Genomic DNA, 25,974 nt, shown 5'->3' with positions numbered 1-25,974 from the left:
CCTGTAGGCAGTGCGCCCGGCGGCGCAGGCGGGACCTCCCGGATTGATTCAGCGCGGGCGACCAAGTCCGTGCCACACAATGGTTTTCGTGCCCGAGGGCATTGCGACGCCTGGCTGCTCCACGCCCGCGTGGCCGTCGCCATGTGTCAGCATACAGGTGTTTTTTGCACTGCAGCGGATTGACGGTCGGTCAATTACGGATTACGACTGACGAAATATGAAAATCGTCAGTCGTAAAAAGAGCGACCCGAAATGAGCGAAGCAGCCGAAAGCACGGTGGATCTGGCCCGACAGGAAACGGTCGGGCGCATTCTCGATTCCGCCGACCGGCTGTTCCGGCACTATGGCTACGCCAAGACCAATGTCGCCGACATTGCCCGCGATCTCGGCATGTCGCCGGCCAACATCTACCGCTTCTTCGCCTCCAAGGTGGAAATCCACCAGGCGATCTGCGGCCGCATGCTGGCGGCGGTCTACCAGATGGCCTGCCAGATCCTGCGTGCCGAGGGCAGCGCCACCGAGCGGCTGCGCCGCTTCATCCATGCCCAGCATCGGCTGACCGTCGAGACCATGCTCGACCAGGAGAAGGTCCACGAGATGGTCATCGTCGCGCTGGAGCGCGACTGGCATGTCATCGAAAAGCATATCGACCGGCTGCATGACCTGATGGCGGAAGTCATCGCCGAGGGCATCGCATCGGGTGAGTTCGCCAAGCAGGATCCCCAGATTGCCGCGCGCTGTTTCGGTGCCGCGACTGCCACCCTTTGCCACCCGCAGATGGTGTCGCAATGCGTCAACAAGCCGAACCGCGCGACCTTCGAGGAACTTACGGAATACGCGCTGAAGGCGCTGAAGTAATCGGGCGGCCTCCGGGCCGCCATCCAGGATCAGTCAGACAACCAGGAGTGCGAACGATGTCTTCGTTCCAGACCTTCGCTGCGAAGGTGCGTCCTTTTGCGCGCGTCGTTTCCGTCGTCATGATCGGTGGGGCCATCGCGGCCTGCTCCGAGGCCAAGACCGAGACCGTGGAGGCGGTCAGGCCGGTCAAGGTGGTGGAAATCGCCAAGACCAGCACGACGCGCGAACTCGACTATTCGGGCGCGGTGAGGGCGCGGACGGAGATGAATCTCGGCTTCCGCGTCGCCGGCAAGATCACCGAGCGCGTCGTCAATATCGGCGACAAGGTGAAGCCCGGCGACCTTCTGGCGCGTATCGATCCGACCGATTTCCAGCTGGCGGTGACGACGGCCGAGGCCAATCTCGCGGCGGCCGAAAAGCAGGTCGAGACCGCCAGGCTGGCCGACCAGCGCTCGGAACAGCTTTTCGCCAAGAAGTTTGCCTCCGAGGCCCAGCGCGAGCAGGCGGCCCTGGCCTACAGGCAGGCATCGTCACAGCGCGATGCCGCGGCATCCGCGCTCAGCCAGGCCAGGAACCAGGTCGGTTATGCCGAGCTGCGTTCGGACCAGAGCGGCATCGTCACCGCCATCAGCGCCGACACCGGCCAGGTGGTGGGCGCCGGGACGCCGGTGGCGTCGGTTGCCGTGGACGGCGAAAAGGAAGTGCAGATCGCGGTGCCGGAACTGGAGATCACCCAGTTCGCTCCGGGCCAGCCGGTAAAGGTGACCTTCTGGTCGTATGAGCAGATCCTGCTCGACGGCACGGTGCGCGAGGTGGCCGGCAGCGCCGACCAGCAGTCGCGGACGTTTTCGGTGCGCATCACCTTGCCCGACGACAAGCGCGTGCTGCTCGGCATGACGGCGCGGGTCGCGGCCAGTGTCGAAAGCGGGCAGAAGCTGGTGTCGATCCCGCTCAGCGCGCTCGCCAAGCAGGACGGCAAGAACATCGTCTGGGTGGTGAAGGACGGCACCGACACCGTGCATGCGCGCGGCATCAAGGTCGCCGACTTCGTCGCCGACGGGGTGCAGGTGGCCGAGGGGCTGCAGCCCGGCGACCTGGTGGTCGCGGCCGGCACCCAGTTCATGACCGAGAACCTGAAGGTCAAGCTGCCTGAGCAGCGCGCCGCCGACAACGCCACGAACTAGCCGACCCTTTCCATCGACCTGCCAGGCGGCCGAACCGGCCGTGTGGCGGCCAGGACATTGACTCTGCGCAGCGCCGCCGCGGAAGACGGCCGGCCTGCGCCATCCGGAACCACTGTTATGGACAGCTCCAGCCAGGACAAGCAGCCCTTCAACCTGTCGCGCTGGGCGATAGGCCATCCCAGCATCGCGCGCTTCCTGTTTGCGCTCATCATCATCACCGGCGCGCTCGGGCTGATGCGCATGGGCCAGAGCGAGGATCCCGATTTCACCTTCCGCGTCATGGTGGTACAGGCGATCTGGCCGGGCGCCTCGATCGAGGAAATGCAGGATCAGGTCGTCAACAAGATCGAGCGCAAGCTGCAGGAGACGCCGCATCTCGACTGGGTGAAGTCCTATACGCGCGCCGGCAGCGCCATCATCACGGTCCAGGTGAAGGGCAACACCAACCAGGCCGATGTGAAGGAGGCGTTCTACCAGGTGCGCAAGAAGGTCGGCGACATCGCCTCCGAGCTGCCGCAGGGCCTGATCGGACCGTTCTTCAACGACGAGTTCGGCGACACCTTCATCACGCTGCATTCGATATCGGGCAACGGCTACAGCTATCCCGAGCTGAAGGCGTTCGCGGTCAAGGCGCGCGACATGCTGCTGACGACGCCAGGCGTCGAAAAGGCCGTCATCCTGGGCGACCAGCCACAGCGCATCTATATCGACGTGGCCTCGAACGTGCTCGCCGGGCGCGGGCTGACCCTCAACGACCTGCGCAACGCCATTGCCGGGCAGAACAATGTCGATCCGGCCGGTACCGTCGACACCGGCACGCATTCGGTGCGCATCTCCGTCGAAGGCGACGTCAGCAAGGTCGAGGATATCAGGGAGCTGCGCCTGCGCGCCGGCACCCAGGTCACCCGTCTCGGCGACATCGCCACCGTCAGCAGCGGCCTCGAAGACCCCTATCAGCGCAAGTTCCGCTTCAATGGCCAGGACAGCGTCCAGCTCGGCGTGGTGATGGCCAAGGGTTTCAAGGTCACCGATGTCGGCAAGGCAGTCGAGGAGACCTACAAGCGCTTCGAGGAATCGTTGCCTTACGGGGTTTCGGTCGACCAGATCTCCAACCAGCCCGAGGTGGTGACGGAGGCCATCGGCGAGTTCATGAAGGCGCTGATCGAGGCGCTGCTGATCGTGCTCGTGGTGTCGTTCCTGTCGATCGGCTGGCGCTCGGGCCTGGTCATCGCCATCACCATTCCGCTGGTGCTGGCTGCGACCTTCGCCATCATGTACGAACTCGGCATCGATCTGCAGCGCATCTCGCTCGGCGCGCTCATCATCGCGCTCGGCCTGCTCGTCGACGACGCCATGATCGTGGTCGAGCTGATGGAGCGGAAGCTCGAGGAGGGACTGGTCAAGATCGAGGCGGCGAGCTTCGCCTATTCGTCGACGGCGTTCCCGATGCTGACCGGCACGCTGATCACCACGGCCGGCTTCATTCCCGTCGGCTTCGCCGAATCCACTGCCGGCGAATATGTGCGCTCGCTGTTCTTCGTCGTCGGCATCGCGCTGGTGACGTCGTGGTTCGTGGCTGTCTATTTCACGCCATGGCTCGGCTACATGATCCTCAAGCAGCGCAAGCATGCCGGCAGCCATCACGACGTGTTCGACACCAGCTTCTATCGCCGCCTGCGCTCGACCGTGACCTGGGCAGTGAAGCATCGCATCATCGTGCTTGCCATGACGCTGATGGCCTTCTTCGGCTCGCTGTTTGCCTTCCAGTTCATCCCGCAGAACTTCTTCCCGCAGTCGTCGCGGCCGGAAATTCTCGTCGATCTCTGGCTGCCCGAGGGCACCAGCATCAAGGAAGTGGAGAAGCAGGCCGAGGCGCTGGAAGCCCGGATGATGGACGACCCGGACAAGAAGTTCATCGCCACCTTCATCGGCGAGGGCGCGCCGCGCTTCTTCCTGCCGCTCGACCAGCAGCTGCGCAACCCGAACTACGCCCAGCTGCTTGTCATGGCCAATGACGAGCCGGCGCGCGAGCGGCTGATCGTCAAGCTGCGCACCATCCTGGCCGAAGACTTCCCCTCGATCCGCGGCAAGGTCGACCGCCTGTTCCTCGGGCCGCCCACGGGCTGGCCGGTGCAGATGCGTGTCATGGGTCCCGACCGCACGGAGGTGCGCCGCATCGCCGACCAGGTGAAGGCCAAGTTCGCCGAGAACCCCGAACTCAGCGCCATTCATGACGACTGGCTGGAGCAGGTGCCGGCGATGAAGCTGGTGGTCGACCAGGACAGGGCGAGGGCGCTCGGCGTTTCCTCGCAGCGCATCCGCCAGATGCTGCAGGCAACCATGTCGGGCGCGCCGCTGGACAATTTCCGCGACGGCGAGGAGACGGTGTCGATCGTCGCCCGCGAGCCGGAGGCCAACAGGCAGCTGCTGTCGGCGGTCAACTCGGTCTACATTCCGACCGACTTCGGCAGTTTCGTGCCGTTGTCGCAGGTGGCCAAGGTCGTGCCCGTGATGGAGCAGGGCATCGAATGGCGCCGCGACCGCCTGCCGACGATCACGGTGCGCGCGACGCTGCCCGACGGCGTCCAGCCCAACGACGTTGCCATGAAGCTGTACAGCGACCTGAAGCCGCTGCGCGACGGCCTCGCGCCCGGCTACAAGGTCGAGATCCAGGGCGGCGCCGAGGATGCGGCCGAGAGCCAGATGTCGATTGCCGCCAAGGCGCCGATCATGCTTTTGGTCATCGTGCTGCTGCTGATGGTGCAGTTGCAGCATTTCGGCAAGGCGATGCTGGTGCTGGCGACCGGTCCGCTCGGCATCATCGGTGCTGCCGCGGCACTGCTGATATCGGGCGCGCCCTTCGGCTTCGTCGCCATCCTCGGCGTGATCGCGCTGCTCGGCATCATCATCCGCAACTCGATCATCCTCGTCGACCAGATCGACCAGGACATCGCCGCGGGCATGGAGCGCTATGAAGCGATCATCGGGGCCGCGGTGCGCCGCTTCCGCCCGATCACGCTGACGGCGATGACGGCGGTGCTGGCGCTGATTCCGATCTCGCGCGGCGTGTTCTGGGGTCCGCTCGCCTATGCGATGATGGGCGGCATCCTGGTGGCGACCGTGCTGACCATCCTGGTGCTGCCGGCGGGTTATGCCCTGTTCTTCGGGCGCGAGCCCAAGAAGAAGCAGGTCGAGCCGGAAGCGGAAGATCATGGCAATGTCGACGACATCCCCCATGTTCCGGCACTGGCGGCCGAATAAGCCTGCCGTTGGCCCCAAAAGAAAAGCCGCCCTTCGGGGCGGCTTTTTCGTTCGGGCGCGGAACTGAAGCTCCTACACTCGCGGCCCCAGCGTGTTGCGGCCGTTCTGGTGGAGGGTCAGGGCGGTGGCGCGGCCGTCGGGCCCGATGTCGAAGCTGATCTGGGCGTCGACGATCTTGAGAAAGAACTGCCTGTCGTTCTCCGGAAAAATCTCGTGGCGGCCCTGGCCGGTCGCCTGGGCGAAGAGGCCTTCGGCATCGCGGGTGATTGCGATCTCGAAGCTCGGGGCGAGCCTGTAGATGCCGACATAGCGGTCATGGAGGTTCGGATCGATCCTGGCGACGACGCGCTTGCGCGGCGCCGGCAAAAGCGGGTTGTCGCGATCGAGGATGTGGGCACAGATGTCGTTGACGCCGATTTCGGTCGCCGTGTTGGACAGGCCGACGACGCCGATGCGCTTCGCCGGCATGATGGCGAGGAAGGAGCGGTAGCCGCCGGTGCCGCCGTCATGCAGAATCGCCTGGTTGTCGCCGTCGCCGGAGACGAGCCAGCCAAGTGCGGTCTCTGGGCCGGAATCGTCGGTCGGGCGGCGGATCGACAGTGTGGTCTCGAACGCCCTGGCAAGCTGCGATGGGCGGCCTTCCAGCACCATCTCGATCAGCTTGAACAGGTCGTCGACCGTCGATTTCAGTGCGCCGGCGCCGGCCAGCGTCGGCAGGTCCCAGTTGGCGACAGGCATCAGGTCGGCGTCGTGGCCCAGCGCCAGCCGCGCCTGCATCTCGGGCGTGGCGTCGATTGCCGTCGAGGTCATGCGCAGCGGCGCCAGAACGCGCTGGTGCAGCAGGGGGGCGAACTCCATGCCGGCGGCGCGGGCGAGCGCGTGGCCGAGCAGGCCCATGCCGAGGTTGGAATATTCATAGTGGTCGCCGATGTCGCGCGGCAATTGGTAGGCCGAGAGGAAATCGTACATCTGCTCGACCGTGTAGTCGGCATAGGGATTCTCGTCGTCATCAGGGGCGAAATTGTCGGGCAGGCGCGGCAGGCCGGAGGTGTGGGTGGCCAGGTCGGTCAGCGTGATCTGGCGGCCGGCGCGCGTCGGTACCGTCACCGATGCGGGCAGGTATCTTGCCAGGGGATCGTCAAGCGCCACTTCGCCGCGGCCGACCATCTCGCCGAGCAGCAGCGTGGTGAAGACCTTGGTGATCGAGCCGATCTCGAACACGGTGTCGCCATCGACAGGCCGCGTGTGGAATGCGCCGAAGCGCCCATGGGCGACGACCTGCCGGCCGGCTGGACCGAACGTGCCTATGACCATGCCGACGCCCTGTTGCTGCCGGTCGATGCGCTCGACCAGGATCTGGCTGATCTCGGCTTCGGACGGGAAAAGCGAGGCGTGTGCGGTCATGGCAAGGTTCATCGGCGACGGCTCTCTATTGCGGATGGAGAAAAGAGCTAGCCGGCGCAGATTACAACAGCATGGCGGGAAGGGCAGGCGTTTCGAATGGGGTTCAAACGCCTGATCCCTTCCCTCCCCACAAGGGGGATTCTGCTGGCTTACTTCGCCGTGGCCTCCTGGCCGGCGGCGAGATCGGCCGGTGTCAGCCCGACCAGCTCGCGGTAGCGGTCGGGATCGGTGGCGCCCTCGGTGACGATGAGCAGCACGCGCGAATGGGCGTCGAGGCCGATGGACTTGCGCATGTCGGGGTCGCGGGCGGCGCGGAACAGCCCGGCCATGCCGGCAGCGCCGCTTTCGCCGGCAACGACGACAGGATCGTGGCCGAGCGGACGCGCCAGCCGGTTCATCACCTCGACCGCATCCTCGTCCTCGACGGTCATGAAGGCGTCGGCCTTGCGGGCCAGGATGCGCCAGGCGAGCAGCGACGGTTCGTAGCATTCGAGCATCGCCATGACGGTCGGCTCGCCATGATTGAGCTTGACCGGTTCGCCGGCGCGCGCCGTCTCGAAGATGCAGGCGGCGCGGGCCGGGTCGACCACGACGAAGGTCGGGCGTTCGTCGCCGAGGCGGGCGTCGAGATAGGCGGCCATGGCAGCGGCGATGCCGCCGACGCCGGCCTGGACGAAGACATGGGTCGGCGGCTGCGGCAGCTTTTCCAGCGCCTCGCGCATGATCGCCGTGTAGCCCTGCATGACCAGGCCCGGGATGCGTTCGTAGCCGGGCCATGACGTATCGGAGACGACGGTCCAGCCCTTGGCTCCGCAGACCCGTGCCGCTTCGGCGACCGAATCGTCATAGGTGCCGGCGACGCGCACCATCTCGGCGCCGTAGCGGGCAATGGCCTCGACCCTGTTGTCGCTGACGCCGCCATGGACGAAGATCACCGAACGTGCGCCGACAAGCTGGGCGCCTTGCGCGACCGAGCGGCCATGGTTGCCATCGGTGGCGCAGCCGAAGGTCATCGACGTGGCGATCCTGGCGACGTCAGGGGAGAGCAGCTCGTCGATGCCGACCGGCCGGCCGAGCCTGGCCTCGGCCGTTTCGAGCACCAGGCGGATGACTGCATAGGCGCCGCCGAGCGCCTTGAAGCTGCCGAGGCCGAGGCGGTAGCCTTCGTCCTTGAGCTGGATCGCGCCGACGTCGAGATCGCGGGCGAGGGCGGGCAAAGCACGCAGCGGGGTGGCGCGGTGATTGGGCCGATGCTCGAGGAATCGCGCGACGGCTTCACCCGCCTCGACACCGAGGGTTTCGGCATCCCCAGATGCAAGCGGCTTGCGATAATCAGGGTGCTGGTTGCGGATGAGCATGCGTCTGAATCTCCTGCCTCGATGCATTGATATTGCAAGCGGAGTGAGAAAGGCGCTCTAATCCGGCTCGATTTGTGCAATTTTGTTTCGTGAGGGTGTCTCTTGATCCGATCCGCCTTGCCCGAACTTGACGAGTTCGACCTCAAGATCCTCGACATCCTGCAGCACGACAACGCCACGCCGCAACGCGAGATCGGCGAGGCCGTCAACCTGTCGGCGCCGGCCGTGCAGCGCCGCATCAAGCGCCTGGAGGAAACAGGCGTGATCTCGGCCAATGTCGCCGTCATCGACCCCGGCAAGGTCGGCCGACCGATCACCATCGTCGTCGAGATCGCAGTCGAGAGCGAGAAGATAGACCTGCTCGACGCCGTCAAGGCGAGCTTTGCCGCAGCACCCGAAGTGCAGCAATGCTACTATGTCACCGGCGAGGCCGACTTCGTGCTGATCGTGACGGTGACGTCGATGGCTGAATATGAGGCGCTGACCCGGCGGCTGTTCTTCGCCAATCCCAACATCAAGCGCTTCCGCACGCTGGTCGCGATGGACCGGGTCAAGGCCGGCCTGACCGTGCCGCTCGGCTAACGGGCGGAGTTGCTCAGCCGGGCTTTCTTCGCACCAAAGATGGCTTGACGACTGTAATGGTATAACATTATTGATACCGCATCGAAATGCAGCAAGGAGAGCATCGTGCCGGTGCGAACAGCAAGACGCCTGCCCGTGACGGTCCTGTCGGGCTTCCTGGGGGCGGGGAAGACGACGCTTCTCAACCACGTTCTCAACAACAGGGAAGGCCGCAAGGTCGCGGTCATCGTCAACGACATGAGCGAGGTGAACATCGATGCAGCACTGCTGCGCGATGGCGGCGCCAACCTGTCGCGGACCGAGGAAAAGCTGGTCGAGCTCAGCAATGGCTGCATCTGCTGCACGCTGCGCGACGACCTGCTCAAGAGCGTCAGGGAGCTGGCCGAACAGGGGCGCTTCGACTACCTGCTGATCGAATCGAGCGGCATTTCCGAGCCGCTGCCTGTGGCCTCGACCTTCGAGTTCCGCGACGAGCATGGCGAAAGCCTGTCCGACGTGGCGCGGCTCGACACGATGGTGACGGTGGTCGACGCGGCGAACCTGCTTAAGGACTATGCCTCGTCGGAGTTCCTGCGCGACAGGGGCCAGTCGCTCGGCGCGGGCGACGAACGCACTTTGGTCGACCTCTTGGTGGAGCAGATCGAGTTCGCCGACGTGGTGGTGCTCAACAAGGTGTCGGCGGCAAGCCGCGACGACATCGAGGCGGCGCGCAGGATCATCCGGGCGCTGAACCCCGATGCCCATGTGGTTGAGGTCGATTTTGGCGCGGTGCCGCTGGCGGAGGTGCTCGACACCGGCCGCTTCGACTTCGACCGCGCCGAGCAGCATCCGCTGTGGTTCAAGGAACTGCACGGTTTCGCAGATCATGTGCCGGAGACGCAGGAATATGGCGTCAGCTCCTTCGTCTACCGCGCCCGTCGACCGTTCGACCCTGTAAAACTCAAGGCATTCATATCGAGGGAGTGGCCAGGCGTGATCCGGGCCAAAGGCTTCTTCTGGCTGGCGACGCGGCCGCAGCATGTCGGCGAGCTGAGCCAGGCCGGCGCCCTGGTGCGCACCGCCAGGCGGGGCCTGTGGTGGGCCGCGGTGCCGAGGTCGCGCTGGCCCGACCATGCCGAATGGCAGGCGGCGATGCAGCCTTATCTCGATCCCGTCTGGGGCGATCGGCGGCAGGAGATCGTCTTCATCGGTTGCCACCCGATGAACGAGGTGCGCATCCGCGCCGAACTCGACAGCTGCCTTGTCGACGCGGAAGGTTTTGCCCCCGAACTCTGGCGCAATCTCGCCGATCCGTTTCCGGACTGGGAGAAGTCGGCGGCATGACGCTTGCCAGGACGCTGCTCACGCTGTGGCGGGGCTCGCATACGGATTGCGCGTGTCATCCTCCCAGGACCAGCGCCTTCCGTGCCGAGGAGGTGCCTCGGGCCGATAAGCCCGAGGCACGCCAGCGCGTCAGTTGCGACGAGGCTCCGGAAAGACCGGATCGAGGCTCAGGGTGATTTCGGCGGGGGCGCAGAACACCGCGCCGGGCACATGATCGCTTTCGGCCAGCGCAAACCGCACCGCCGATTCCCTGTCGGCGAAGATGCCGCCGACCATGGCCTTTTCGTCGCTGACCACCCAGTGGCCGGAGGCGTCGCGGCCGACCATGAAGCGATGGCTGTGGAGTGCCGGATGGATGTCGTGAGCAGCGCTGCCCATGATTTTTGCCTTTCCTGAAGTTCTTTCAAAGCGATGCGGTCGAACCGCGTCTGCACTGATGATGCGAGGCCTTCGCCATAGGGTTTCGATTGAGGGCGAAGGACAAGGACATCGGGATTTCACAGGTGCCGCCTGATGAAGCCGGGCCCCGGGCGTGCGGGGCGGGCGGCGCGCAGGCGCGGCTGCGGTTCGAAAGCGGTCAAGGCAGTGCGGATCGCTGCCGCCGTCTCCGGCTCGGCCTCGAGCAAAGGCAGGCGCATATCGGGCTGGATCCTGCCCATGGCGTGCAGCGCATATTTCACCGGCACCGGATTGGTCTCGCGTTCGAGCGCCGCAATCAGCGGGCGCAGGCGCTGCTGAATGGCGCGGGCGGTGTGGGTGTCGCCCCGCCGGCAGGCGTCGTGCATGTCGACGCACAGGCGCGGGACGACATTGGCGACGACCGAGATGGTACCGCTGCCGCCCATGGTGTTGAAGCCGAAGGCAGTGGCGTCATGCCCCGACAGGGCGACGAAGCGGCTGCCGAAACGCTGGGACTGGGCCATCTGGCGCGACAGGTCGCCGGTGGCGTCCTTGAAGCCGACGATCGAAGGGATGTCGGCGAGCCGCGCCATGGTTTCGGGCGCAAGGTCGACGCCGGTGCGGGAAGGCACGTTGTAGACGATGATGGGGATGTCGACCTTTGCCGCGACCGTCTCGAAATGCCTGACGATGCCGCTCTGCGTCGGCCTGTTGTAATAGGGCGTGACGATTAGGACCGCATCGGCGCCGAAGTCGCGCGAGGCCGCCGTGAAGGCCACGGTCGCATCGGTGCTGTTGCTGCCGGTTCCGGCAATGACAGGCACGCGCCCGGCAGAGACCGCGACGCAGGTGCGGATGACGGCGATGCGCTCGTGCCAGGCAAGCGTCGGCGCTTCCCCTGTCGTGCCGCAGGGCACCAGGCCGTTGATGCCTTCGCTGATCTGCCATTCCGTCAGCGCGGCAAGTGCGGCGAGGTCGACCTCGCCACCCCGGAAGGGGGTGACGAGCGCCGACATGGCGCCGAACAGGCGCCGGCGAAGCTGGTCAGTGGTCATGGAAAAAACTCCTGTTGGGCTGGAGAGGGGACGCCGGCCTTGGGCCGCGTCGGGATCGCTGCGGAAAGGTCCTGAGCAGAGCCATCAGCACGGCTGCGGCGAGATCGGCATGTTCGGCCTTGCGCAGCCGTGCCGACGATCCGGCGCGCATGGCGCACTGCCAGCGGCCGTCGTGCAGGGTAAGCGTTTCGATGGCGCGCGGCGGCTCGGCGCTTTGGGCAAGCAGCGTCACGGCGTCGAGCAGCGCATCGGCTGCCATCAGCGACTGGAAGCGCCGGCGTGTGGTCAACGCACGATCCTCGATCGCCGCGAAGCTCGCTGCCACCGCCCAGACATGATGCTCGCGCAGGATTCTTGCAGCGGCGATGCGGTCGGCCAATGTCGGGTCGGGCTTCATGGTGGAACAGAGATAGGGCTGCACCGCGTGAAGGTTCGAGACGCAGCGGCAGGGAGATTTATAGGGAAAGCATAAAGATCGGCGGGGCCGCTCGCGGCGGGGCGGTCCGGCGAAACTAACTTGCAGCGCGGCGGCCGCAACAGAGCGCAATTCTCGCCCGCCTTGCCCTATGAATTGCCGCTTACGACAACGGCCAGACGGTGCGACAGCAGATGATCCTCTATTACCAGACCCATTCGCCCTTTGCCCGCAAGGCGCTGGTGTTCGCCCACGAGGCGGGCCTCGCCGACCGGCTCGAGGTCATCCACCAGGAAACCAGCCCGACGCTGCGCAATGATCGCGTCTATGCCGAAAACCCGCTGGGGAAAGTGCCTGTCCTGATGCAGGCGGACGGCGAGCCGATCCTCGATTCCGATGTCATCTGCGCCTATCTCGACACGCTGCATGACGGGCGGAAGCTGATCCCTGGAGAAGGCGAGGTCCGTTGGCAGGCGCTGCGGCTGCAGGCGGTGGCGCAAGGGCTGGCGCAGACCGGCATCGGCTTGCGCTGGGAAACCGAAAGGCGGCCCGAGCAACTGCGCTACGAGGCGCTTGCCGAGGGTTACCGGGACAAGATCGAGGCGACCTATGACTGGCTCGAAGCCGCCGTGGATGCCGACGCGCCCCTGCATGTCGGGCATATCGCGCTGGCGACCGCGCTGTCGTGGATGGCGTTTCGCGACCTGCCGTCGTTTCGCGGGCGGCAGCGGCTGACGCGCTGGTTCGACGCATTCGAGCAACGGCCGTCGATGCTGGCGACGCCGCTGTCGGGCGAGACGCACGACCGCTGAGGTGCTGCGCGCCTTCAGGCGCGCAGCGGCTAGCCTTGGATCAGGCCGGCTTGACCGGCGCGTTCATCGCCCAGGCGACGCCGAAGGGATCGCGGAGCCGGCCCCAGCGGTCGCCCCAGAACATGACGTCGAGCGGCACCTCAACCTCGCAGCCGGCATCCACAGCGCGCTTCCACCAGGCGTCGATGTCGTCGCCGAGGATGAGCTGCATGGTATAGCCCTGCGCCTTTTCGTGCGCATGGCCGTGCTCGGGAAAGGCATCGCTCAGCATCATCGACGAGCCGTTGACGTAGAGATGGACATGCATGGTCCGTCCCTTTTCGTCCGCCGGGACCGCAAAAATGGTCTCGGCGCCGAAGGCACGCTTGTAGAACTCGGCCGCCTTCAGGGCGCCGTCGACCTGCAGATAGGCGACCAGGCCGCCAAGAACCTTCGGTGCGGGGTAGTCGATCTTCTGTGCTTCAGACATTTCAGTCTCCGTTCCTCGTTACGAGCCAATCACCGCCTTTTGCGGCGTCTGTTGCAGGCATCGTTGGCCGCCTTCGGCCGATGCCTCGCCACTAGGACGAACGAAGTCCGCCCAGGTCGACATGGCCGACGACATTTTTTCCACCGCAGCCGAGGCGGGCCGAAGGCGCGCGGTTCTGTGCTGAAACAGCGAGCTGGATCAGGCAAGAACTTGCGAACGGGCGCCGACCACGTCGCGTATGTGCAATGCCAGTTCCTGGGAAAGGCGCGTCGGGCCTGCATGCGGCTGATAGAGATTGATCCAGAAGCTCGGCAAGGACGGCAGCCCATGCCGCTCGCCCAGGATTTCAAAGCCCGGCGGTACGGTCGAAGCGAGCAGCGGCGCCACCGCAATATCGGCGTCGAGTGTCGCCAGGATGGGATCGAAATTGCTGTCTTCGCAGACCCAGCGCCAGACCCGTCCCTGGTCTGCCAGTGCCTTGAGCGCAAAGGGTCGCAGCATGCAGGTTTCGTCATCAGTCGATATGGGCAGCGGATCGCGCTCATAGGCCTGGCCACCCTTGGCGCCGACCCAGACCAACGGGTCGGACAGCAGCGTCTCGCCATTGTGGCCGCATTTTTTCTCCACCGCGAAGGTCAGGTCGACCTCGCCGCCATCGAGCTTTTCAAGCAGGCGCTGGGTTATGTCGCAAATGAGTGACACGCGCACGCGCGGCCAGGCCTGGTCGAATTGCTTGAGGATGGGAGCGCCGAAGCAACGGACGAAATCGGAAGGAATGCCGAGGCGGATTTCTCCCTCGAATTCGGCTTCGTTCATCGCCGACCAGACCTCGTCATTGTTGCGGACGAGGCGGCGCGCCTGGACGACAAGGCGCTCGCCCGTTGGCGTCAGTTTCAGGCCCTTGCGGTCGCGCTCGAAGAGGGCGCAGCCGAAACTGTCCTCGAGCCGCTTGACCTGCTGGCTGACGGCCGCCTGTGTGAGGTTGAGCACTTTGGCCGAACTGGTCATCCCGCCGGTGTCGACCACGGCCAGGAATGCCCTCAGCAACGCGATATCGATGTTGTATGGCATAAGGACCTCTTATCGAGGTCATAATATACATTCGTTTCCATTATGCCAGTCGGGTCGTTAGCCTGTTCCCATTCCCTGGAGACCGGCCATGACGACCATGATCGAAAATCAAGGCAGGACCGCACGTCGCGGCAGGCTCGCCCGCGCCATGCTTGTAACAGTCGGTTCGGCGGCGTCGGCCATTCGCCAATGGGGTGCCGCACGGAGACTGTCGCGCCTGGACGATGCCGCATTGAAGGATCTCTGCATCTCGCGCGGCAACATCGAGTGGGCGGTGCGGCAGACGCAAGGGTCGCAGGACAATCAAGGGCCGTGCTAGCGATCGCTCCTTGCCGCTCTCAGTGAAGCTGCTTTGCTTATTTCCCCGGCCGTCCTGATTTGCCCGGCCGCCGCTTTTCGCGCGCGGCTTCGGCCGGGTCCTCGTAGGAGCCGGCGCCGATCTTGGCGCGCTTGATCGGCTTGACGCCTTCGACCGGCTTTTCGGTGCGGCGGACGGTCATCTCGTCGAGGTTGTTCTTCTTGAACAGCGACTTGCCGTCGTCGGGAACGCCATAGTCGGAGCCGTGGGCTTCTGCCGCCGATTGTTTCTTGAACAGCGAGCGCGACACGGCGCCGGCTGGCGTCGTCATGTCGGTGCCCGGGCCCATGTCGTCGATATGAGGCTTGGCAAACAGCGACTTGCCCGACGGCCTTGTGCCGTCGGCGCCCATTTCATCGAGTTCGGGCTTGCGGAACATGTTGGGGCGCGCGGCCTTGGCGGCCTCCTCGGCGGCGCGCGCCTCGTCGAGCTTGCGGAAACGCTCCTGCTCCTCGGCGGTGCGGTGCTTGGCGACGCCCTTGTTGTGCTTGCCCTTCTCGCGGCCCGAGGACGGGCTCTGACCCTCGACCTCGCGGGCCAGCGGATCGTCGGAGATGGCGAGCTCCATCTCGCGCAGGCGCTTGATCTCGTCGCGGATGCGGGCCGCTTTCTCGAAGTCGAGGTCGGTGGCGGCGTTGCGCATCTGCTTGTCGAGGGCTTCGAGATGGGCCTTGAGGTTGTTGCCCATCATCGAACCGGCATCGTCGGTGAACTGCGAGATGTCGGCGCGGACGTGGTCCTTCTCGTAGACCGAATCGAGGATGTCGGAGATGCGCGACTTGACGCTCTCCGGCGTGATGCCGTTGGCCTCGTTCCACACCATCTGCTTTTCGCGGCGGCGCGTGGTCTCGGCCATCGCGCGCTCCATCGAGCCGGTGATCTGGTCGGCGTAGAGGATGACCTTGCCGTCGACGTTACGCGCCGCGCGGCCGATGGTCTGGATCAGCGAGGTTTCGGAACGCAGGAAGCCTTCCTTGTCGGCGTCGAGGATGGCGACGAAACCGCATTCGGGAATGTCGAGGCCTTCGCGCAGCAGGTTGATGCCGACCAGCACGTCGAAGGCGCCGAGGCGCAGGTCGCGCAGAATCTCGATGCGCTCCAGCGTGTCGATGTCGGAGTGCATGTAGCGGACGCGGACGCCGTTTTCGTGCAGGTATTCGGTCAGGTCCTCGGCCATGCGCTTGGTCAGCACCGTCACCAGCGTGCGGTAGCCGGCCCTGGTCGTCTCCCGGATTTCGCCGACGACATCGTCGACCTGGTTCTTGGCGGGGCGCACCTCGACCGGCGGGTCGATCAGACCGGTCGGGCGGATGACCTGCTCGGCGAACACGCCGCCGGCCTCTTCCATTTCCCACTGTCCCGGCGTGGCCGAGACGCCGATGGTGAGCGGGCGCATGGCGTCCCATTCCTCGAAGCGCAGCGGACGGTTGTCCATGCAGGACGGCAGGCGGAAGCCGTATTCGGCCAGCGTCGCCTTACGACGGAAGTCGCCCCTGTACATGCCGCCGATCTGGGGCACGGTGACGTGGCTTTCGTCGATGAAGACGAGCGCGTTGTCGGGGATGTATTCGAACAGGGTCGGCGGCGGATCGCCGGGGCGGCGGCCGGTGAGATAGCGCGAATAGTTTTCGATGCCGGCGCAGGAGCCGGTGGCCTCGAGCATCTCGAGGTCGAAGCGGGTGCGCTGTTCCAGACGCTGGGCCTCGAGCAGGCGGCCAGCCTTTTCAAGCTCTTGCAGGCGGTGCTGCAGCTCTTCCTTGATCGACTTGATGGCCTGATTCAAGGTCGGGCGCGGCGTCACATAGTGCGAGTTGGCGTAGATCTTGACCGACTTGAGGTCGCCGGTCTTCTGCCCGGTGAGCGGGTCGAACTCGGTGATCTGCTCGATTTCGTCGCCGAACAGCGAGATGCGCCAGGCCGAGTCTTCAAGGTGGGCGGGGAAGATCTCGATGGTGTCGCCGCGCACGCGGAACGAGCCGCGCACGAAGTTGATGTCCTGGCGCTTGTATTGCTGGGCGACGAGGTCGGCGAGCAGCTGGCGCTGGTCGAGCCGGTCGCCGACCTGCATCTGGAAGGTCATCGCCGTATAGGTTTCGACCGAGCCGATACCGTAGATGCAGGACACCGAGGCGACGATGATGACGTCGTCGCGTTCGAGCAGCGATCGCGTCGCCGAGTGGCGCATGCGGTCGATCTGCTCGTTGATGGTCGATTCCTTCTCGATATAGGTGTCGGTGCGCGGGACGTAGGCCTCGGGCTGGTAGTAGTCGTAATAGGAGACGAAATACTCGACCGCGTTGTCGGGGAAGAACTTCTTGAACTCGGCATAGAGCTGGGCGGCCAGCGTCTTGTTGGGCGCGAGGATCAGCGCCGGGCGCTGCGTCTGCTCGATCACCTTGGCCATGGTGAAGGTCTTGCCCGAGCCGGTGACGCCGAGCAGCACCTGGGTACGGTCGGCATTGCCGACGCCCTCGACGAGGTCCTTGATGGCGGTGGGCTGGTCGCCGGCCGGCTCGAACTCCGACTGCATGACGATCTGGATGCCGCCTTCGGATTTTTCCGGCCGGGCGGGGCGGTGGGGAACCCAGATCTCGCCGTTTTTGTGCAGCGGGTTGCCGCTCTCGATGAGCGCCGAAAGCGCGGCCACCGTGGCGGTGACGCCTGAATTGGACAGCGACGCCGCGTCCTCAAGCGAAATGTCGAGGCCGGCGACCGGGTTGAGGCCGGCGGCCGCGCGTTCCTTGGCGGAGGCAGCGCCACCCATCGAGGTGCCGCGCGCCGAACGGGTCGGCGCCGAGCTCTTCTCGGGGATCTTTTTGGCCTTGGGCTGGGGCTTTTCCGCTTCCCGCGCGATCTCGTCGGCCCAGTCGGAGATCGACCCGGACAAGGGGGCTCCCGTGAACTCAGCCTGAGGCACCTCGCCGAAACCATCGCGATGCAGCGGTTCGGACGCGTCGAGATAGGCGGTCACGCCATTGCCGCCGCGCTTGTTCGCGGCACGTCCAGAGATCGCCGAAGGCGATTTTTTGTCGGGAGATTTGGCCATGAGCGGAATATGGGCGGTATCGGTCCAAATGGAAAGGGCGCGGCGCCGGAAAGCCGGCGCACGCGCCCATGCCTGTTCTTGCTGCTGACAACAGGCTGTCAGGAAGTGCCTACCGCGGGCAGGGGAAGCCGGGCGCTATCTTGCAGTGCGCGCCGGGCGGACGCGGCCTGGGTGGCCGTGGCTTGGGCGGGCGATTCCAGTTCGGAGGCCGGTTCCAGTGCGGCGGACGATAATGCGGCGGACGCACGACGATGGTCGGCGCCACGATCACTGCCGGCGGGCGGCCGACATAGTCGGAGAGAAAGTTGGCCGAGACCCATCCCCTCAGCCTCGGGCCGTAGACATTGCACCAGTTGCCTTCGCAGCCGCGCAGGTCGACGGGCGTGCCCTCACGCAGCATTCCGACCTTGGCATAGCCGGTGCCGGGGCCGCTGCGGACGTTGACATTGCCGGTGGTGAAGGCGTCGGCCGCCATGGCTATCGCCGGCAGTACCATCGTCCCGGCCAGCACCGCTGCGGTGACGGCAAGTTTTCGAAACATCATGGGCAGTTCTCCGAGCCGAAGTTCATGTCGAACCATGACAAGCTAACGCTCCTTGTCATTCTGGCCAGTGGCCTGATGTCGTTATGCTTTATACCTGTGTAACGATGCGATTGTTGCCGTGCCGCAGGCTTTTGCCATATTTAAGCCACGGCTAATGGCTTCTGGTCGCGCACCATCTGTCGGACCGGTCGCAAGCACGTGATCCCAGCGCAATCGTCGTTTGAACATCTGCCGGCCGATGCGAGGGGCGCATGAAGATCGTGCATCTGGTCGGCCATGGCGGGCTGAATGGCGTGGCAACGAGTTCCAGGATGCTGATCCAGGCCCAGCTCGACGCCGGCCACGACATCATGCTCGTCCAGATGAAAGGCTCGTGGATCGAAGGCCAGCCGTTCAATGGCCCGATCCGGACGGTCACGTCCGACCTGTTCTCCAAGCCGGACGAACTTCGCCGCGTCGGCTATGCCATTCGCGACTGGGGCGAGGACGTCGTCCACGCCCATGGCAGCCGGGCCAACAAGTTCGGGCTCGTGTTCCGCTGTGCCGCCGGCACGCCCGTCGTCATGACGGCGCATGCGCGGCAGTTCCAGCTGCCCTGGCTGTTTGCGCATGAGGTCATCGCGCCGAGCAAATGGACCGCGGATTATTATGCCAGGCACATGCTGGTTTCGCGCCGCCGCCTCCATCTCATTCCGAACATGTTCGACACCGGCAGCATCGCGCCCGCAACCGCCGAACGCAGGCGCGCGGCGCGCCGCGCCCTGGGCATCCGGGAAGAGGCATTCCTGATCGGCTCGATCGGGCACCTGTCTCAGCGCAAGAACCAGCTCGACATGGTCGGTGTGCTGCGCGGGTTGCTGGCCGGCGGTGTCGATGCGGAGCTGCTGGTGATCGGCGCAGATATCGACGGGGTCGAGCCGATGCCCGGCTGGAACGCCGCCTTGGCCGGTTCCGAGGTTGAGGGCAGAGTCCATCTGCCGGGGCAGCGCAAAGATGCTCTGAATCTGCTGCCGGCCTTCGACCTGTTTCTGATGACGTCGCGCGACGAGCAGGCGCCGATCGCACCGCTGGAGGCCATGGCGGCTGAAATAGCTGTGTTGTCGACGCGCGTCGGCAACATGGTGGACCTGTTGCCGGAGGAGCGCCTGTTTGCCGTCGGCGATGTCGAGGGCATGACGGCTGCCGCGTTGAGGCTCCGGGACAATGCGTTGCGTGCCACGCTGGGCGCGCAGGACAGGCAGACACTTGTGCGAAAGCTTGCCCCGCAGCGGATCGTCAGCGAGATCGACGGGGTCTATCGCCTGGCAATGGAACGGGCCGGCCGGCGTCCAAGACGACGCGCTGCATAAGTATAGCCGGGCCACCTTCGCACAATGTTTTGCTGGTAAGGTGGGTTGGGTGACAATTCAGGCGCAGCGTGTCCAACTATCCTCTCTCCTACAAGCTTTCCTGGCCGCTTCGCTTCCTGAAGCCGTCGTTGGGCGGGAACGTTCCGGGCTTCCTGCCGGCGCAGGGCGAATTCTTGCCGCCACCGCAGCGCAGTGCGCGGCTGGCCTTCGTCGGCGACATCTCCGCCGTGGCCAATCGCCGGCCGCCCGAATGCGATGCCGGTTTGCGGCAGCTGCTGGCATCGGCAGATCTGGTGATCGGCAATTGCGAGAGCCCGGTCGTCGAGCGGCCAACAGCCCGGCTGGGCATGCTGGTCGGTTCGCATCACGCCATGTCGGCACAGTTCCTCGAGGGCGCGCTGGGATCCGTGGGCATCAGCCATGACAGGCTGGTGCTGTCGCTTGCCAACAATCATGTGCTCGACCAGGGCATTGGCGGTTATGACGAGACGCTGGCGGCGCTGGCGAAGCTCGGCATCGCCACAACAGGCACCGATGTTGCGGCACGCAAGGTGGCGGTCGGTCCGCTGACGCTGGCGCTGGTCGCCTTCACGCAATGGCGCAACGCCGATGCCCAGGAATTTGCCGGTCGCGTCGGCATGGCCGAGGATTTTTTCGCGGGCTGCAAATCAGTGATACCAGGCTGCGAAGGTGTGGATCTCATTTGCGCCGTGCCGCACTGGGACTGGGAGTTCCGCCATTTTCCGCGGCCGCAGACGCGCGCCTGGGCCGAGCGCCTGGCCGAGCTCGGCGTCGGGCTCGCGGTCGGGCACCACGCCCATGTGGTGCAGCCGGTCGAGCGGATCGGCGACACACTGGTGGCTTATGGCGTCGGCGATTTTTTCGGCACCGCCTTTGCCAGGCAGCCCTGGCCGGGCCGGATCGGGGCGATCATGGTGGCCGAGATCAGCGCCGACGACGAGACGCGCGGGCAGGTGGCGTCGTATCGCATGGTGCCGTTTGCCCGGCTGCGCGCCGGCGACCGCGAACGGCTGCTACAGCTTGAAGCGGTGCCCGGCGCGGCGGGAGAGAGGATGCGGCAGCGTTGGGATGCGATTTTCGCCGGCGGCTAAGCAATTCCAGGAAAAGTGCGCAGCGGTTTTCGGTCAGGAATTGCGTAAGAACAAAAAGAGAGAGGGTTTTCCGCATTTCGAAGAAAAGCGGAAACCCTCCAGGAACCTGCTGATGCTCGCGACCTGATTCCGCATCCTGCTCCATGTCGTTGTTTCCGCATGATTTGCGCCGACCGGCCTTGCGAAAGACGCGGGCGACTTTTTCGCGGAATTGATTATCATCCGGCGGGGCTTGCCGGCCATGCCGGCATCTGGGGGACAGAATGAGCGCATCCGGTTTCATGCCCGACGAAGCAGTCATCGCCGGGATAAGACGAGACATCGAGGCCTATGAGGCGCAGCGCAAGGCGGCAATCCGGTCGGTGCGCTGGCGGGTGCCGGTCTATCTCGGCCTGCTGGTCGTCGTGGTCATCGGATTGGCCATGGTGCTCAATCTTGGCGCCGACCCTTACGAGCTCTGGTTCTCGACGCTGCATATCTATCTCTATCTGGCCGCCTTCCTCGCCTCCTTCGCCGTCTATGTGCTGGCGGCCAGCACCGGCGGCAACCTGCAGGCCTCGCTGCGCGACAAGCTGCTGCCGATCGCCTTCGGTTTTGTCCAGGACATCAGGCTCGCCAAGAACGTGACGCCGAAGAGCTTCGCCAGGCTGCCGCGCGAGACCATCGGCGACTTCGACGGCAGCCAGTTCGACGACGTCATCTCGGGCAGCTATGACGGCTTTTCATTCGAGCTCTACGAGGCGTCGCTGTGGCAGCGCTCCGGCAAGGCCGATGTCGAGCTGTTCGATGGCGTCGTCGTCGCCTTCGACATGGTCAAGCCGTTCGACGGCGTGCTGGTGGCAACGGTGAAGACCACTGCCGTCATGGGCTTTTTCCGGGAGATGTTCGGCGGCCGGCTGACGGAGATCAAGTCGGGCCTTGCCGATATCGACGCGGCCTATGATTTCCGCACCGACACTCCTGATGCCGCGCAGCCGCTGGTTTCGGGGCAGATGGCGCAGGCGCTCGGCTGGCTGAACGAGGTCTGGCCTGGCGCGCCGGCACGCATCGCCATCAATGGCAGCGACGGCTTCCTGCTCCTGCCCGACAAGAGGGACTTCTTCGAGCTTCCGCCCGATGCGGTCACTGTCGACTACAAGACCCATGTCGAGCCGATGATCGCCGATATCGCCACCATGCTGGCGACAGCGTCATTGGTGCGCAAGATCGGCACCTGACGCTCCTGGGCCTTGAAGCGTTTCGGAAACCGATCCCGGTCTGCGGGCCGATGCGTCAGCCGTAGCGCAGCTTGAGCCCGAGAATGGCGAGGATGAAGAGCAGCGTGACCGAGTTCGACAGGATGACGGGCAGCGAGCCGAGCGCCACGCCGTAGACGATCCAGAGCGAGATGCCGGTGGCAAGGGCCGCGTTGGTGCCGAGCGAGATGTCGCTCGTCTTGCGCTCGCGCAGGATCTTCAGGATCTGCGGAAGCCACGCAAGCGTGGTCAGGACAGCGGCGACGGAGCCGACGATTTCGAACAGGGGGTGCAAGGCGGGAGCTTTCAAATGAGCACGCTTTGTGCAGGCCAAGATATGCCAGAATCCGCGGGTGCTGTGAAGCGGCGCGCCTCGGCTGGACCAACGGAACAGTGGTGCAAAACGTCGCGGGGGCAGGCGGCAAACCCATGCTGGTCGTCGCCTGTTTCAGGTCTTTCGTGATCGGCGATCTCGAAATCCGGCACCGGAATGGCCGTGAGGTGACCGGCATATGACGGCGCCGAGACCTTGCCTGATATAGCTTTCGACGCTGCACAAGAGCAGCGAAGCAGGTTGCAAAGGCTTGTCCTGCCTTCGAATGTGGCAGAATTAAGCTTATGATTCTGTTCGATAATTTCACTCAACGTGATTTGCGGTGCGGCGTGGCGGCGGGCATTCTCCAGGTCGTTCGGCGGGCCTTGCTACGAGGGCAGGGCCAGCCCGGACAGACCAGAACGGGAGTACCAGACATGAACAAGATCCTTGCAACGGCCGTCGCTTCGCTTGCCTTCATTGGTGCCGCCTATGCGGCCGATCTCGAAGGCACCGTCGCCTCGGTCGATCCGGCAACGCGGTCGATCACGCTGGAAGACGGCAAGACCTATGTCGTGCCTGAGAGCATTTCGGTCGAAGGCCTCGCGGCCGGAGCCAAGGTGAAGGTGACCGTCGACGACACGACAGGTGCGGTGACGGCCATCGAAAAAGCCTCCTAGAACCCAAGGTTTCGCTGACGGCGCCCGGCCGGCATTCTCCCCGGCCGGGCGCCGAAGCGTTCCATCGGCGCCCTTCCAAGCTGCCGACGCCGGCCCTTCGGGGCCGGCAATCTTTTGTCCCCAGTCTAGAAGCCGGGGGCGAGGTTCTGGGCGAGCCAGGACGACGAGCGCCTGGCCGCATCAAGCGTTCCGGCGGCGGCGTTGCCGAAGCCATCGCGCACCAGCGCGTAGCCATTGGCGGTGCGATAGAGCACGGAGCGGCCGCCCTCGACGATGCCGGCCACCGTCGTCCGCTCGGCCGGCTTGGCCTCAATGACCTCAGATGGCGCCGATGCCAGTTGCGGCTCGGCAAAAACAGTGGTGCGGCAGATGCCGGTGACCAGCGGATAGTCGTGGTTGCCCTGATGCAGGATGCGGCTCTTCATCGCCGCCTCGCAGTCGGCGACCGAGGTCCATTGTGCCGGCGTCTCGCCGATATATTCACACAGCTTGGCATCGCAGTCGCAGCCGACAATGGTCATGGCGACAAGTGCTGACTTGATCACGGTCCGAATCCCCAGGGAAAGTTAACACTGCGATTTCTCTGCTGCGATCGCGGCGCCAGTTGGCCGCAATCATGGCATGATGGTGGCTTCGGCTTTCGCGGCAACGTTGTGGCGCACCGGAGCCGGTTCCGGCCTTGGCGGCTTGTGCTGCGAGTTGATGTGAACTTCCCAACCTTTTCCTTGCGCAATTGCCTCGGCGGCTAACAATGGGCGCGGAGGCGGCGGCCATTGACTGCCGGGAGGGTCTGGTTGGTGAAGATCGGCGTCATCAGGAATCCGGTGGCAGGCGGCGGGCGGCTCGACGCCCATTGGGCCGATGTCGTTGCGACGCTTTCGCAGCGCTTTTCCGACCTCGAGATCCGCGAAACCGAAGAGCCCGGCGACGGCGCGGTGCTGGCGCGCGATCTCGTCGCGCTCGGCTGCGAGATCGTCGTGGCCGCCGGTGGCGACGGCACGATCAGCGAGGTGGCCGACGGGCTTTTGCAGATGCAGGCCGAAACCGGCAGCACGGCGGCGCTCGGCATCCTGCCTTGCGGCACCGGCCTCGACTTCGCCCGCGGCTTGGGCATTCCGGTCGATGCCGCTGCGGCGGTCGAGCGCATCGCCAGCGGCACCGACCGGCTGATCGACGCCGGCCGCATTTCCTTCATCGAGGATCATGGCCGGCTGGCGAGCCGCCATTTCGTCAACATCGCCAGTCTGGGCATGTCGGGGGCGACGGTGCGCGCCGTCAATGCCGACAGGCGCAAGGGGCGCGGCTCGGCCAAGGCGCTGTTTTTCTGGCGCACTGTCGTCGAGTTCCTGCGCTACCGCTTCCAGGACGTGCGCATCACCGTCGACGATGGCGAACCGGTCGAGGCCAGGGTGGCGCTGGTGGCGGTGGCCAACGAAAAGTTCTTCGGCAGCGGCATGATGATCGCACCCGACGCCGTGCCCGACGACGGGCTGTTCGACATCGTCATCCTGCGCGCGGCAAGCAAGTTCAAGCTCATCTTCGACATCCGCCTGCTCTATGGCGGCCGCCACCGCAACCACCCGGCCATCACGATCATGCGCGGGCGCAAGGTGGTGGTCGAGCCGCTGGGCGATCCGCTGGCGAATGCGGCGCTGGTCGACATCGACGGCGAGTCGCCGGGGCACATTCCCGCGACCTACGAGATGGTGGCGAAGGTGCTGAAGGTGAGGTGTTGATTCAAGCAGGTCGGGAAGAGAGTCGGGAAATCAGCCTATGTGACTGATTTCCTTGCGCTGCCCTCATCCGCCTGCCGGCATCTTGTCCCCGGAAACAGGGAGCTGCGGCAACGTTTGCACCACGCTCTCGCCGTTCTTCGCAGGGAAAGGGTGAGGGCAGATTCGCAAGGGCAGTTTCCTGGCCGTCCGATCAGGCGTCCATGGACCTGACCATCGCCTCGATCTTCGTCGCCTTTTCGAAATGGTCGAGCTCGTGAGTGCGGATCCACCATTCGGCGGCCTCCATCAGAAGCTCCGGGTCGTCATTTCGGTTGGCGAAAAACGCATAGAACGACAGCCCGACATCGGGGCCCTTGGCGGCGATCTTGCGCGCGCACACGTCGAGTATTTTCGCCCTCAGGCTCGGCCTCACCGGAGATTCCCTTTCCGTCAAACGCGCGAGAGCTATCCCTCGGGCGTGGGAGGATGTCAAAGGCCGGCGCGCCCTGTCAGAGTTTCGCCGGGAAACCGGGTGCGCGCAGGTCGGCGCCGGTCGCATCCTCCAGCAGCCTGACGATCATCGTCGACCAGGCGTCGCCGCCATAGATTTCCTTGCCCTGCCGGAAGATGGCGTTGACGCGGTCGGCGAGGTCCAGCGGCACGCCGCCTTCGCGCGCCATGGAAAGCGCAAAACCCAGATCCTTCAGCGCCAGGTCCATGGTGAAGCCGATGTCGTAGGAGCCGTTGAGGACAAGCTGGCTCTCGGTCTCGTGGACGAAGCTGTTGCCCGAGGAGGCAACGATGGCGTGGTAGGCCTGGGCGAGATCGAGACCGCCCTTTTTCGCCAGCATCAACGCCTCGCCGGCGGCGACCAGGTGGATGAAGGCCAGCATGTTGGTGATGACTTTTATCACTGCCGCCGAGCCGATCGGTCCCATCAGGAAGGCGCGCGCGCACATGGCTTCGATCGCCTGATGGTGGCGGTCGTAGAGGGCTGCGTCGCCGCCGATCAGGGCCGTGATCCGGCCGTCGGCGGCGAGGTGGACGCCGCCGGTAACAGGACATTCGAGGGTTTCGACGCCGCCGGCTTTGGCCAGCGCCGCCAGCCGCACGACCTCGTCGTGGCCGTTGGTCGACATTTCGATCCAGGTCGCGCCCTTGGGCAGTCCGGCCAGCAACCCGTCGGGGCCGGTCAGCACCGCTTCGCTGATCTTGGGCGAGGGCAGGCAGGTGATGGCGTTGCCGGCGCGGGCGGCGGCGTCGGCCGGGCTTGTGGCGGCGCTTGCGCCCAGTGCTACGAGGCGCTCGATGGCTTCGGGGTTGCGGTCGTAGACGACGACCTCGAAGCCGCCACGCACAAGGCATGCCGCCAGATTGGCGCCGAGATGGCCGAGGCCGATGAAGGCGTAGGCGAGGGGCCGGGTCACACGC

Annotated in this window: 25 protein-coding genes; 12 read left to right on the top strand and 13 right to left on the bottom strand. The window is 65.2% G+C overall.

What is annotated here, in order from left to right; translation table 11 throughout:
• Positions 1–252: 252 nt before the first annotated feature.
• The 3 genes from B015_RS0117260 to B015_RS0117250 all read left to right on the top strand — a co-directional run bounded on the left by B015_RS0117260 (position 253) and on the right by B015_RS0117250 (position 5,303).
• Positions 253–858 carry a TetR family transcriptional regulator gene (locus tag B015_RS0117260; RefSeq protein WP_018428979.1) on the top strand — a complete coding sequence of 202 codons (606 nt, stop codon included), beginning with the start codon at positions 253–255 and terminating at the stop codon, positions 856–858.
• A gap of 56 nt (positions 859–914) precedes the next feature.
• Positions 915–2,042 (top strand): efflux RND transporter periplasmic adaptor subunit, encoded by a 1,128-nt coding sequence (locus B015_RS0117255; protein WP_018428978.1) that lies wholly within the window; start codon positions 915–917, stop codon positions 2,040–2,042.
• Positions 2,043–2,159: 117 nt separating this feature from the next.
• The gene (locus B015_RS0117250; RefSeq protein WP_018428977.1) at positions 2,160–5,303 is read left to right on the top strand and encodes an efflux RND transporter permease subunit; all 3,144 of its coding nucleotides are present in this window, start codon (positions 2,160–2,162) and stop codon (positions 5,301–5,303) included.
• Positions 5,304–5,375: 72 nt separating this feature from the next.
• Here the strand turns inward: B015_RS0117250 and B015_RS31145 are convergent, their stop codons facing one another.
• Both B015_RS31145 and B015_RS0117240 read right to left on the bottom strand, forming a co-directional pair.
• On the bottom strand, positions 5,376–6,707 hold the full coding sequence (locus tag B015_RS31145; RefSeq protein ID WP_081623565.1) for a serine hydrolase: 1,332 nt from the start codon (positions 6,705–6,707) through the stop codon (positions 5,376–5,378).
• Between the two features lie 149 nt (positions 6,708–6,856).
• Complete coding sequence (locus B015_RS0117240) at positions 6,857–8,065, bottom strand: diaminopropionate ammonia-lyase (protein ID WP_018428975.1); 1,209 nt, start codon at positions 8,063–8,065, stop codon at positions 6,857–6,859.
• A gap of 105 nt (positions 8,066–8,170) precedes the next feature.
• Between B015_RS0117240 and B015_RS0117235 the strand changes: the two genes are divergently transcribed.
• Both B015_RS0117235 and zigA read left to right on the top strand, forming a co-directional pair.
• A complete protein-coding gene (locus B015_RS0117235; protein WP_040456873.1) occupies positions 8,171–8,647 on the top strand; it encodes an Lrp/AsnC family transcriptional regulator in 477 nt (158 codons plus the stop codon).
• Positions 8,648–8,758: 111 nt separating this feature from the next.
• Positions 8,759–9,970, top strand: coding sequence for a zinc metallochaperone GTPase ZigA (gene zigA / locus B015_RS0117230; RefSeq protein WP_040456871.1), 1,212 nt, complete (start codon positions 8,759–8,761; stop codon positions 9,968–9,970).
• Between the two features lie 129 nt (positions 9,971–10,099).
• Here zigA and B015_RS0117225 read toward each other — a convergent pair whose 3' ends face one another.
• The 3 genes from B015_RS0117225 to B015_RS0117215 all read right to left on the bottom strand — a co-directional run bounded on the left by B015_RS0117225 (position 10,100) and on the right by B015_RS0117215 (position 11,845).
• Positions 10,100–10,348, bottom strand: a complete 249-nt coding sequence (locus tag B015_RS0117225; protein WP_018428972.1) for a hypothetical protein — start codon at positions 10,346–10,348, stop codon at positions 10,100–10,102.
• A 119-nt stretch (positions 10,349–10,467) separates the two neighbouring features.
• On the bottom strand, positions 10,468–11,424 hold the full coding sequence (gene dapA / locus B015_RS0117220) for a 4-hydroxy-tetrahydrodipicolinate synthase (RefSeq protein ID WP_018428971.1): 957 nt from the start codon (positions 11,422–11,424) through the stop codon (positions 10,468–10,470).
• Positions 11,414–11,845, bottom strand: coding sequence for a hypothetical protein (locus tag B015_RS0117215; protein ID WP_157632775.1), 432 nt, complete (start codon positions 11,843–11,845; stop codon positions 11,414–11,416). The genes dapA and B015_RS0117215 overlap by 11 nt, the downstream gene beginning before the upstream one ends.
• A gap of 188 nt (positions 11,846–12,033) precedes the next feature.
• Between B015_RS0117215 and B015_RS0117210 the strand changes: the two genes are divergently transcribed.
• On the top strand, positions 12,034–12,651 hold the full coding sequence (locus tag B015_RS0117210; RefSeq protein WP_018428969.1) for a glutathione S-transferase: 618 nt from the start codon (positions 12,034–12,036) through the stop codon (positions 12,649–12,651).
• A gap of 40 nt (positions 12,652–12,691) precedes the next feature.
• On the opposite strand, the gene B015_RS0117205 is transcribed toward B015_RS0117210, so the two are convergent.
• Entirely contained in the window at positions 12,692–13,120 is a 429-nt protein-coding gene (locus tag B015_RS0117205; protein ID WP_018428968.1) for a glyoxalase/bleomycin resistance/extradiol dioxygenase family protein, read from the bottom strand.
• Positions 13,121–13,318: 198 nt separating this feature from the next.
• A complete protein-coding gene (locus B015_RS0117200) occupies positions 13,319–14,191 on the bottom strand; it encodes a LysR family transcriptional regulator (RefSeq protein ID WP_018428967.1) in 873 nt (290 codons plus the stop codon).
• A gap of 88 nt (positions 14,192–14,279) precedes the next feature.
• On the opposite strand from B015_RS0117200, the gene B015_RS0117195 reads away from it, so the two are divergent.
• On the top strand, positions 14,280–14,510 hold the full coding sequence (locus B015_RS0117195) for a DUF1127 domain-containing protein (protein ID WP_018428966.1): 231 nt from the start codon (positions 14,280–14,282) through the stop codon (positions 14,508–14,510).
• Between the two features lie 37 nt (positions 14,511–14,547).
• Here B015_RS0117195 and uvrB read toward each other — a convergent pair whose 3' ends face one another.
• Both uvrB and B015_RS0117185 read right to left on the bottom strand, forming a co-directional pair.
• Positions 14,548–17,595 (bottom strand): excinuclease ABC subunit UvrB, encoded by a 3,048-nt coding sequence (gene uvrB / locus B015_RS0117190; RefSeq protein ID WP_018428965.1) that lies wholly within the window; start codon positions 17,593–17,595, stop codon positions 14,548–14,550.
• Between the two features lie 109 nt (positions 17,596–17,704).
• Positions 17,705–18,139, bottom strand: a complete 435-nt coding sequence (locus B015_RS0117185) for an SH3 domain-containing protein (protein WP_018428964.1) — start codon at positions 18,137–18,139, stop codon at positions 17,705–17,707.
• Positions 18,140–18,390: 251 nt separating this feature from the next.
• Here B015_RS0117185 and B015_RS0117180 point away from each other — a divergent pair, with 251 nt between their 5' ends.
• The 3 genes from B015_RS0117180 to B015_RS0117170 all read left to right on the top strand — a co-directional run bounded on the left by B015_RS0117180 (position 18,391) and on the right by B015_RS0117170 (position 21,817).
• Positions 18,391–19,488 carry a glycosyltransferase family 4 protein gene (locus B015_RS0117180; RefSeq protein ID WP_018428963.1) on the top strand — a complete coding sequence of 366 codons (1,098 nt, stop codon included), beginning with the start codon at positions 18,391–18,393 and terminating at the stop codon, positions 19,486–19,488.
• 68 nt (positions 19,489–19,556) lie between these two features.
• A complete protein-coding gene (locus B015_RS0117175; RefSeq protein WP_018428962.1) occupies positions 19,557–20,600 on the top strand; it encodes a CapA family protein in 1,044 nt (347 codons plus the stop codon).
• Positions 20,601–20,863: 263 nt separating this feature from the next.
• The gene (locus B015_RS0117170) at positions 20,864–21,817 is read left to right on the top strand and encodes a DUF3137 domain-containing protein (RefSeq protein WP_018428961.1); all 954 of its coding nucleotides are present in this window, start codon (positions 20,864–20,866) and stop codon (positions 21,815–21,817) included.
• 55 nt (positions 21,818–21,872) lie between these two features.
• On the opposite strand, the gene B015_RS0117165 is transcribed toward B015_RS0117170, so the two are convergent.
• Positions 21,873–22,130 (bottom strand): SemiSWEET transporter, encoded by a 258-nt coding sequence (locus B015_RS0117165; RefSeq protein WP_040456868.1) that lies wholly within the window; start codon positions 22,128–22,130, stop codon positions 21,873–21,875.
• Positions 22,131–22,585: 455 nt separating this feature from the next.
• Between B015_RS0117165 and B015_RS0117160 the strand changes: the two genes are divergently transcribed.
• The gene (locus B015_RS0117160; RefSeq protein ID WP_018428959.1) at positions 22,586–22,828 is read left to right on the top strand and encodes a DUF1344 domain-containing protein; all 243 of its coding nucleotides are present in this window, start codon (positions 22,586–22,588) and stop codon (positions 22,826–22,828) included.
• Between the two features lie 125 nt (positions 22,829–22,953).
• On the opposite strand, the gene B015_RS0117155 is transcribed toward B015_RS0117160, so the two are convergent.
• A complete protein-coding gene (locus tag B015_RS0117155; RefSeq protein WP_018428958.1) occupies positions 22,954–23,373 on the bottom strand; it encodes a hypothetical protein in 420 nt (139 codons plus the stop codon).
• Positions 23,374–23,625: 252 nt separating this feature from the next.
• On the opposite strand from B015_RS0117155, the gene B015_RS0117150 reads away from it, so the two are divergent.
• The gene (locus B015_RS0117150) at positions 23,626–24,564 is read left to right on the top strand and encodes a diacylglycerol kinase family protein (protein WP_026227395.1); all 939 of its coding nucleotides are present in this window, start codon (positions 23,626–23,628) and stop codon (positions 24,562–24,564) included.
• Between the two features lie 190 nt (positions 24,565–24,754).
• On the opposite strand, the gene B015_RS0117145 is transcribed toward B015_RS0117150, so the two are convergent.
• Positions 24,755–24,976, bottom strand: coding sequence for a DUF6500 family protein (locus B015_RS0117145; protein WP_018428956.1), 222 nt, complete (start codon positions 24,974–24,976; stop codon positions 24,755–24,757).
• Between the two features lie 76 nt (positions 24,977–25,052).
• Entirely contained in the window at positions 25,053–25,970 is a 918-nt protein-coding gene (locus tag B015_RS0117140; RefSeq protein WP_018428955.1) for an NAD(P)-dependent oxidoreductase, read from the bottom strand.
• Between the last annotated feature and the right edge of the window lie 4 nt (positions 25,971–25,974).

The organism is Hoeflea sp. 108 (assembly GCF_000372965.1).
GTDB lineage: Bacteria > Pseudomonadota > Alphaproteobacteria > Rhizobiales > Rhizobiaceae > Aminobacter.
This window is presented reverse-complemented; position numbering and strand designations above follow the sequence as displayed.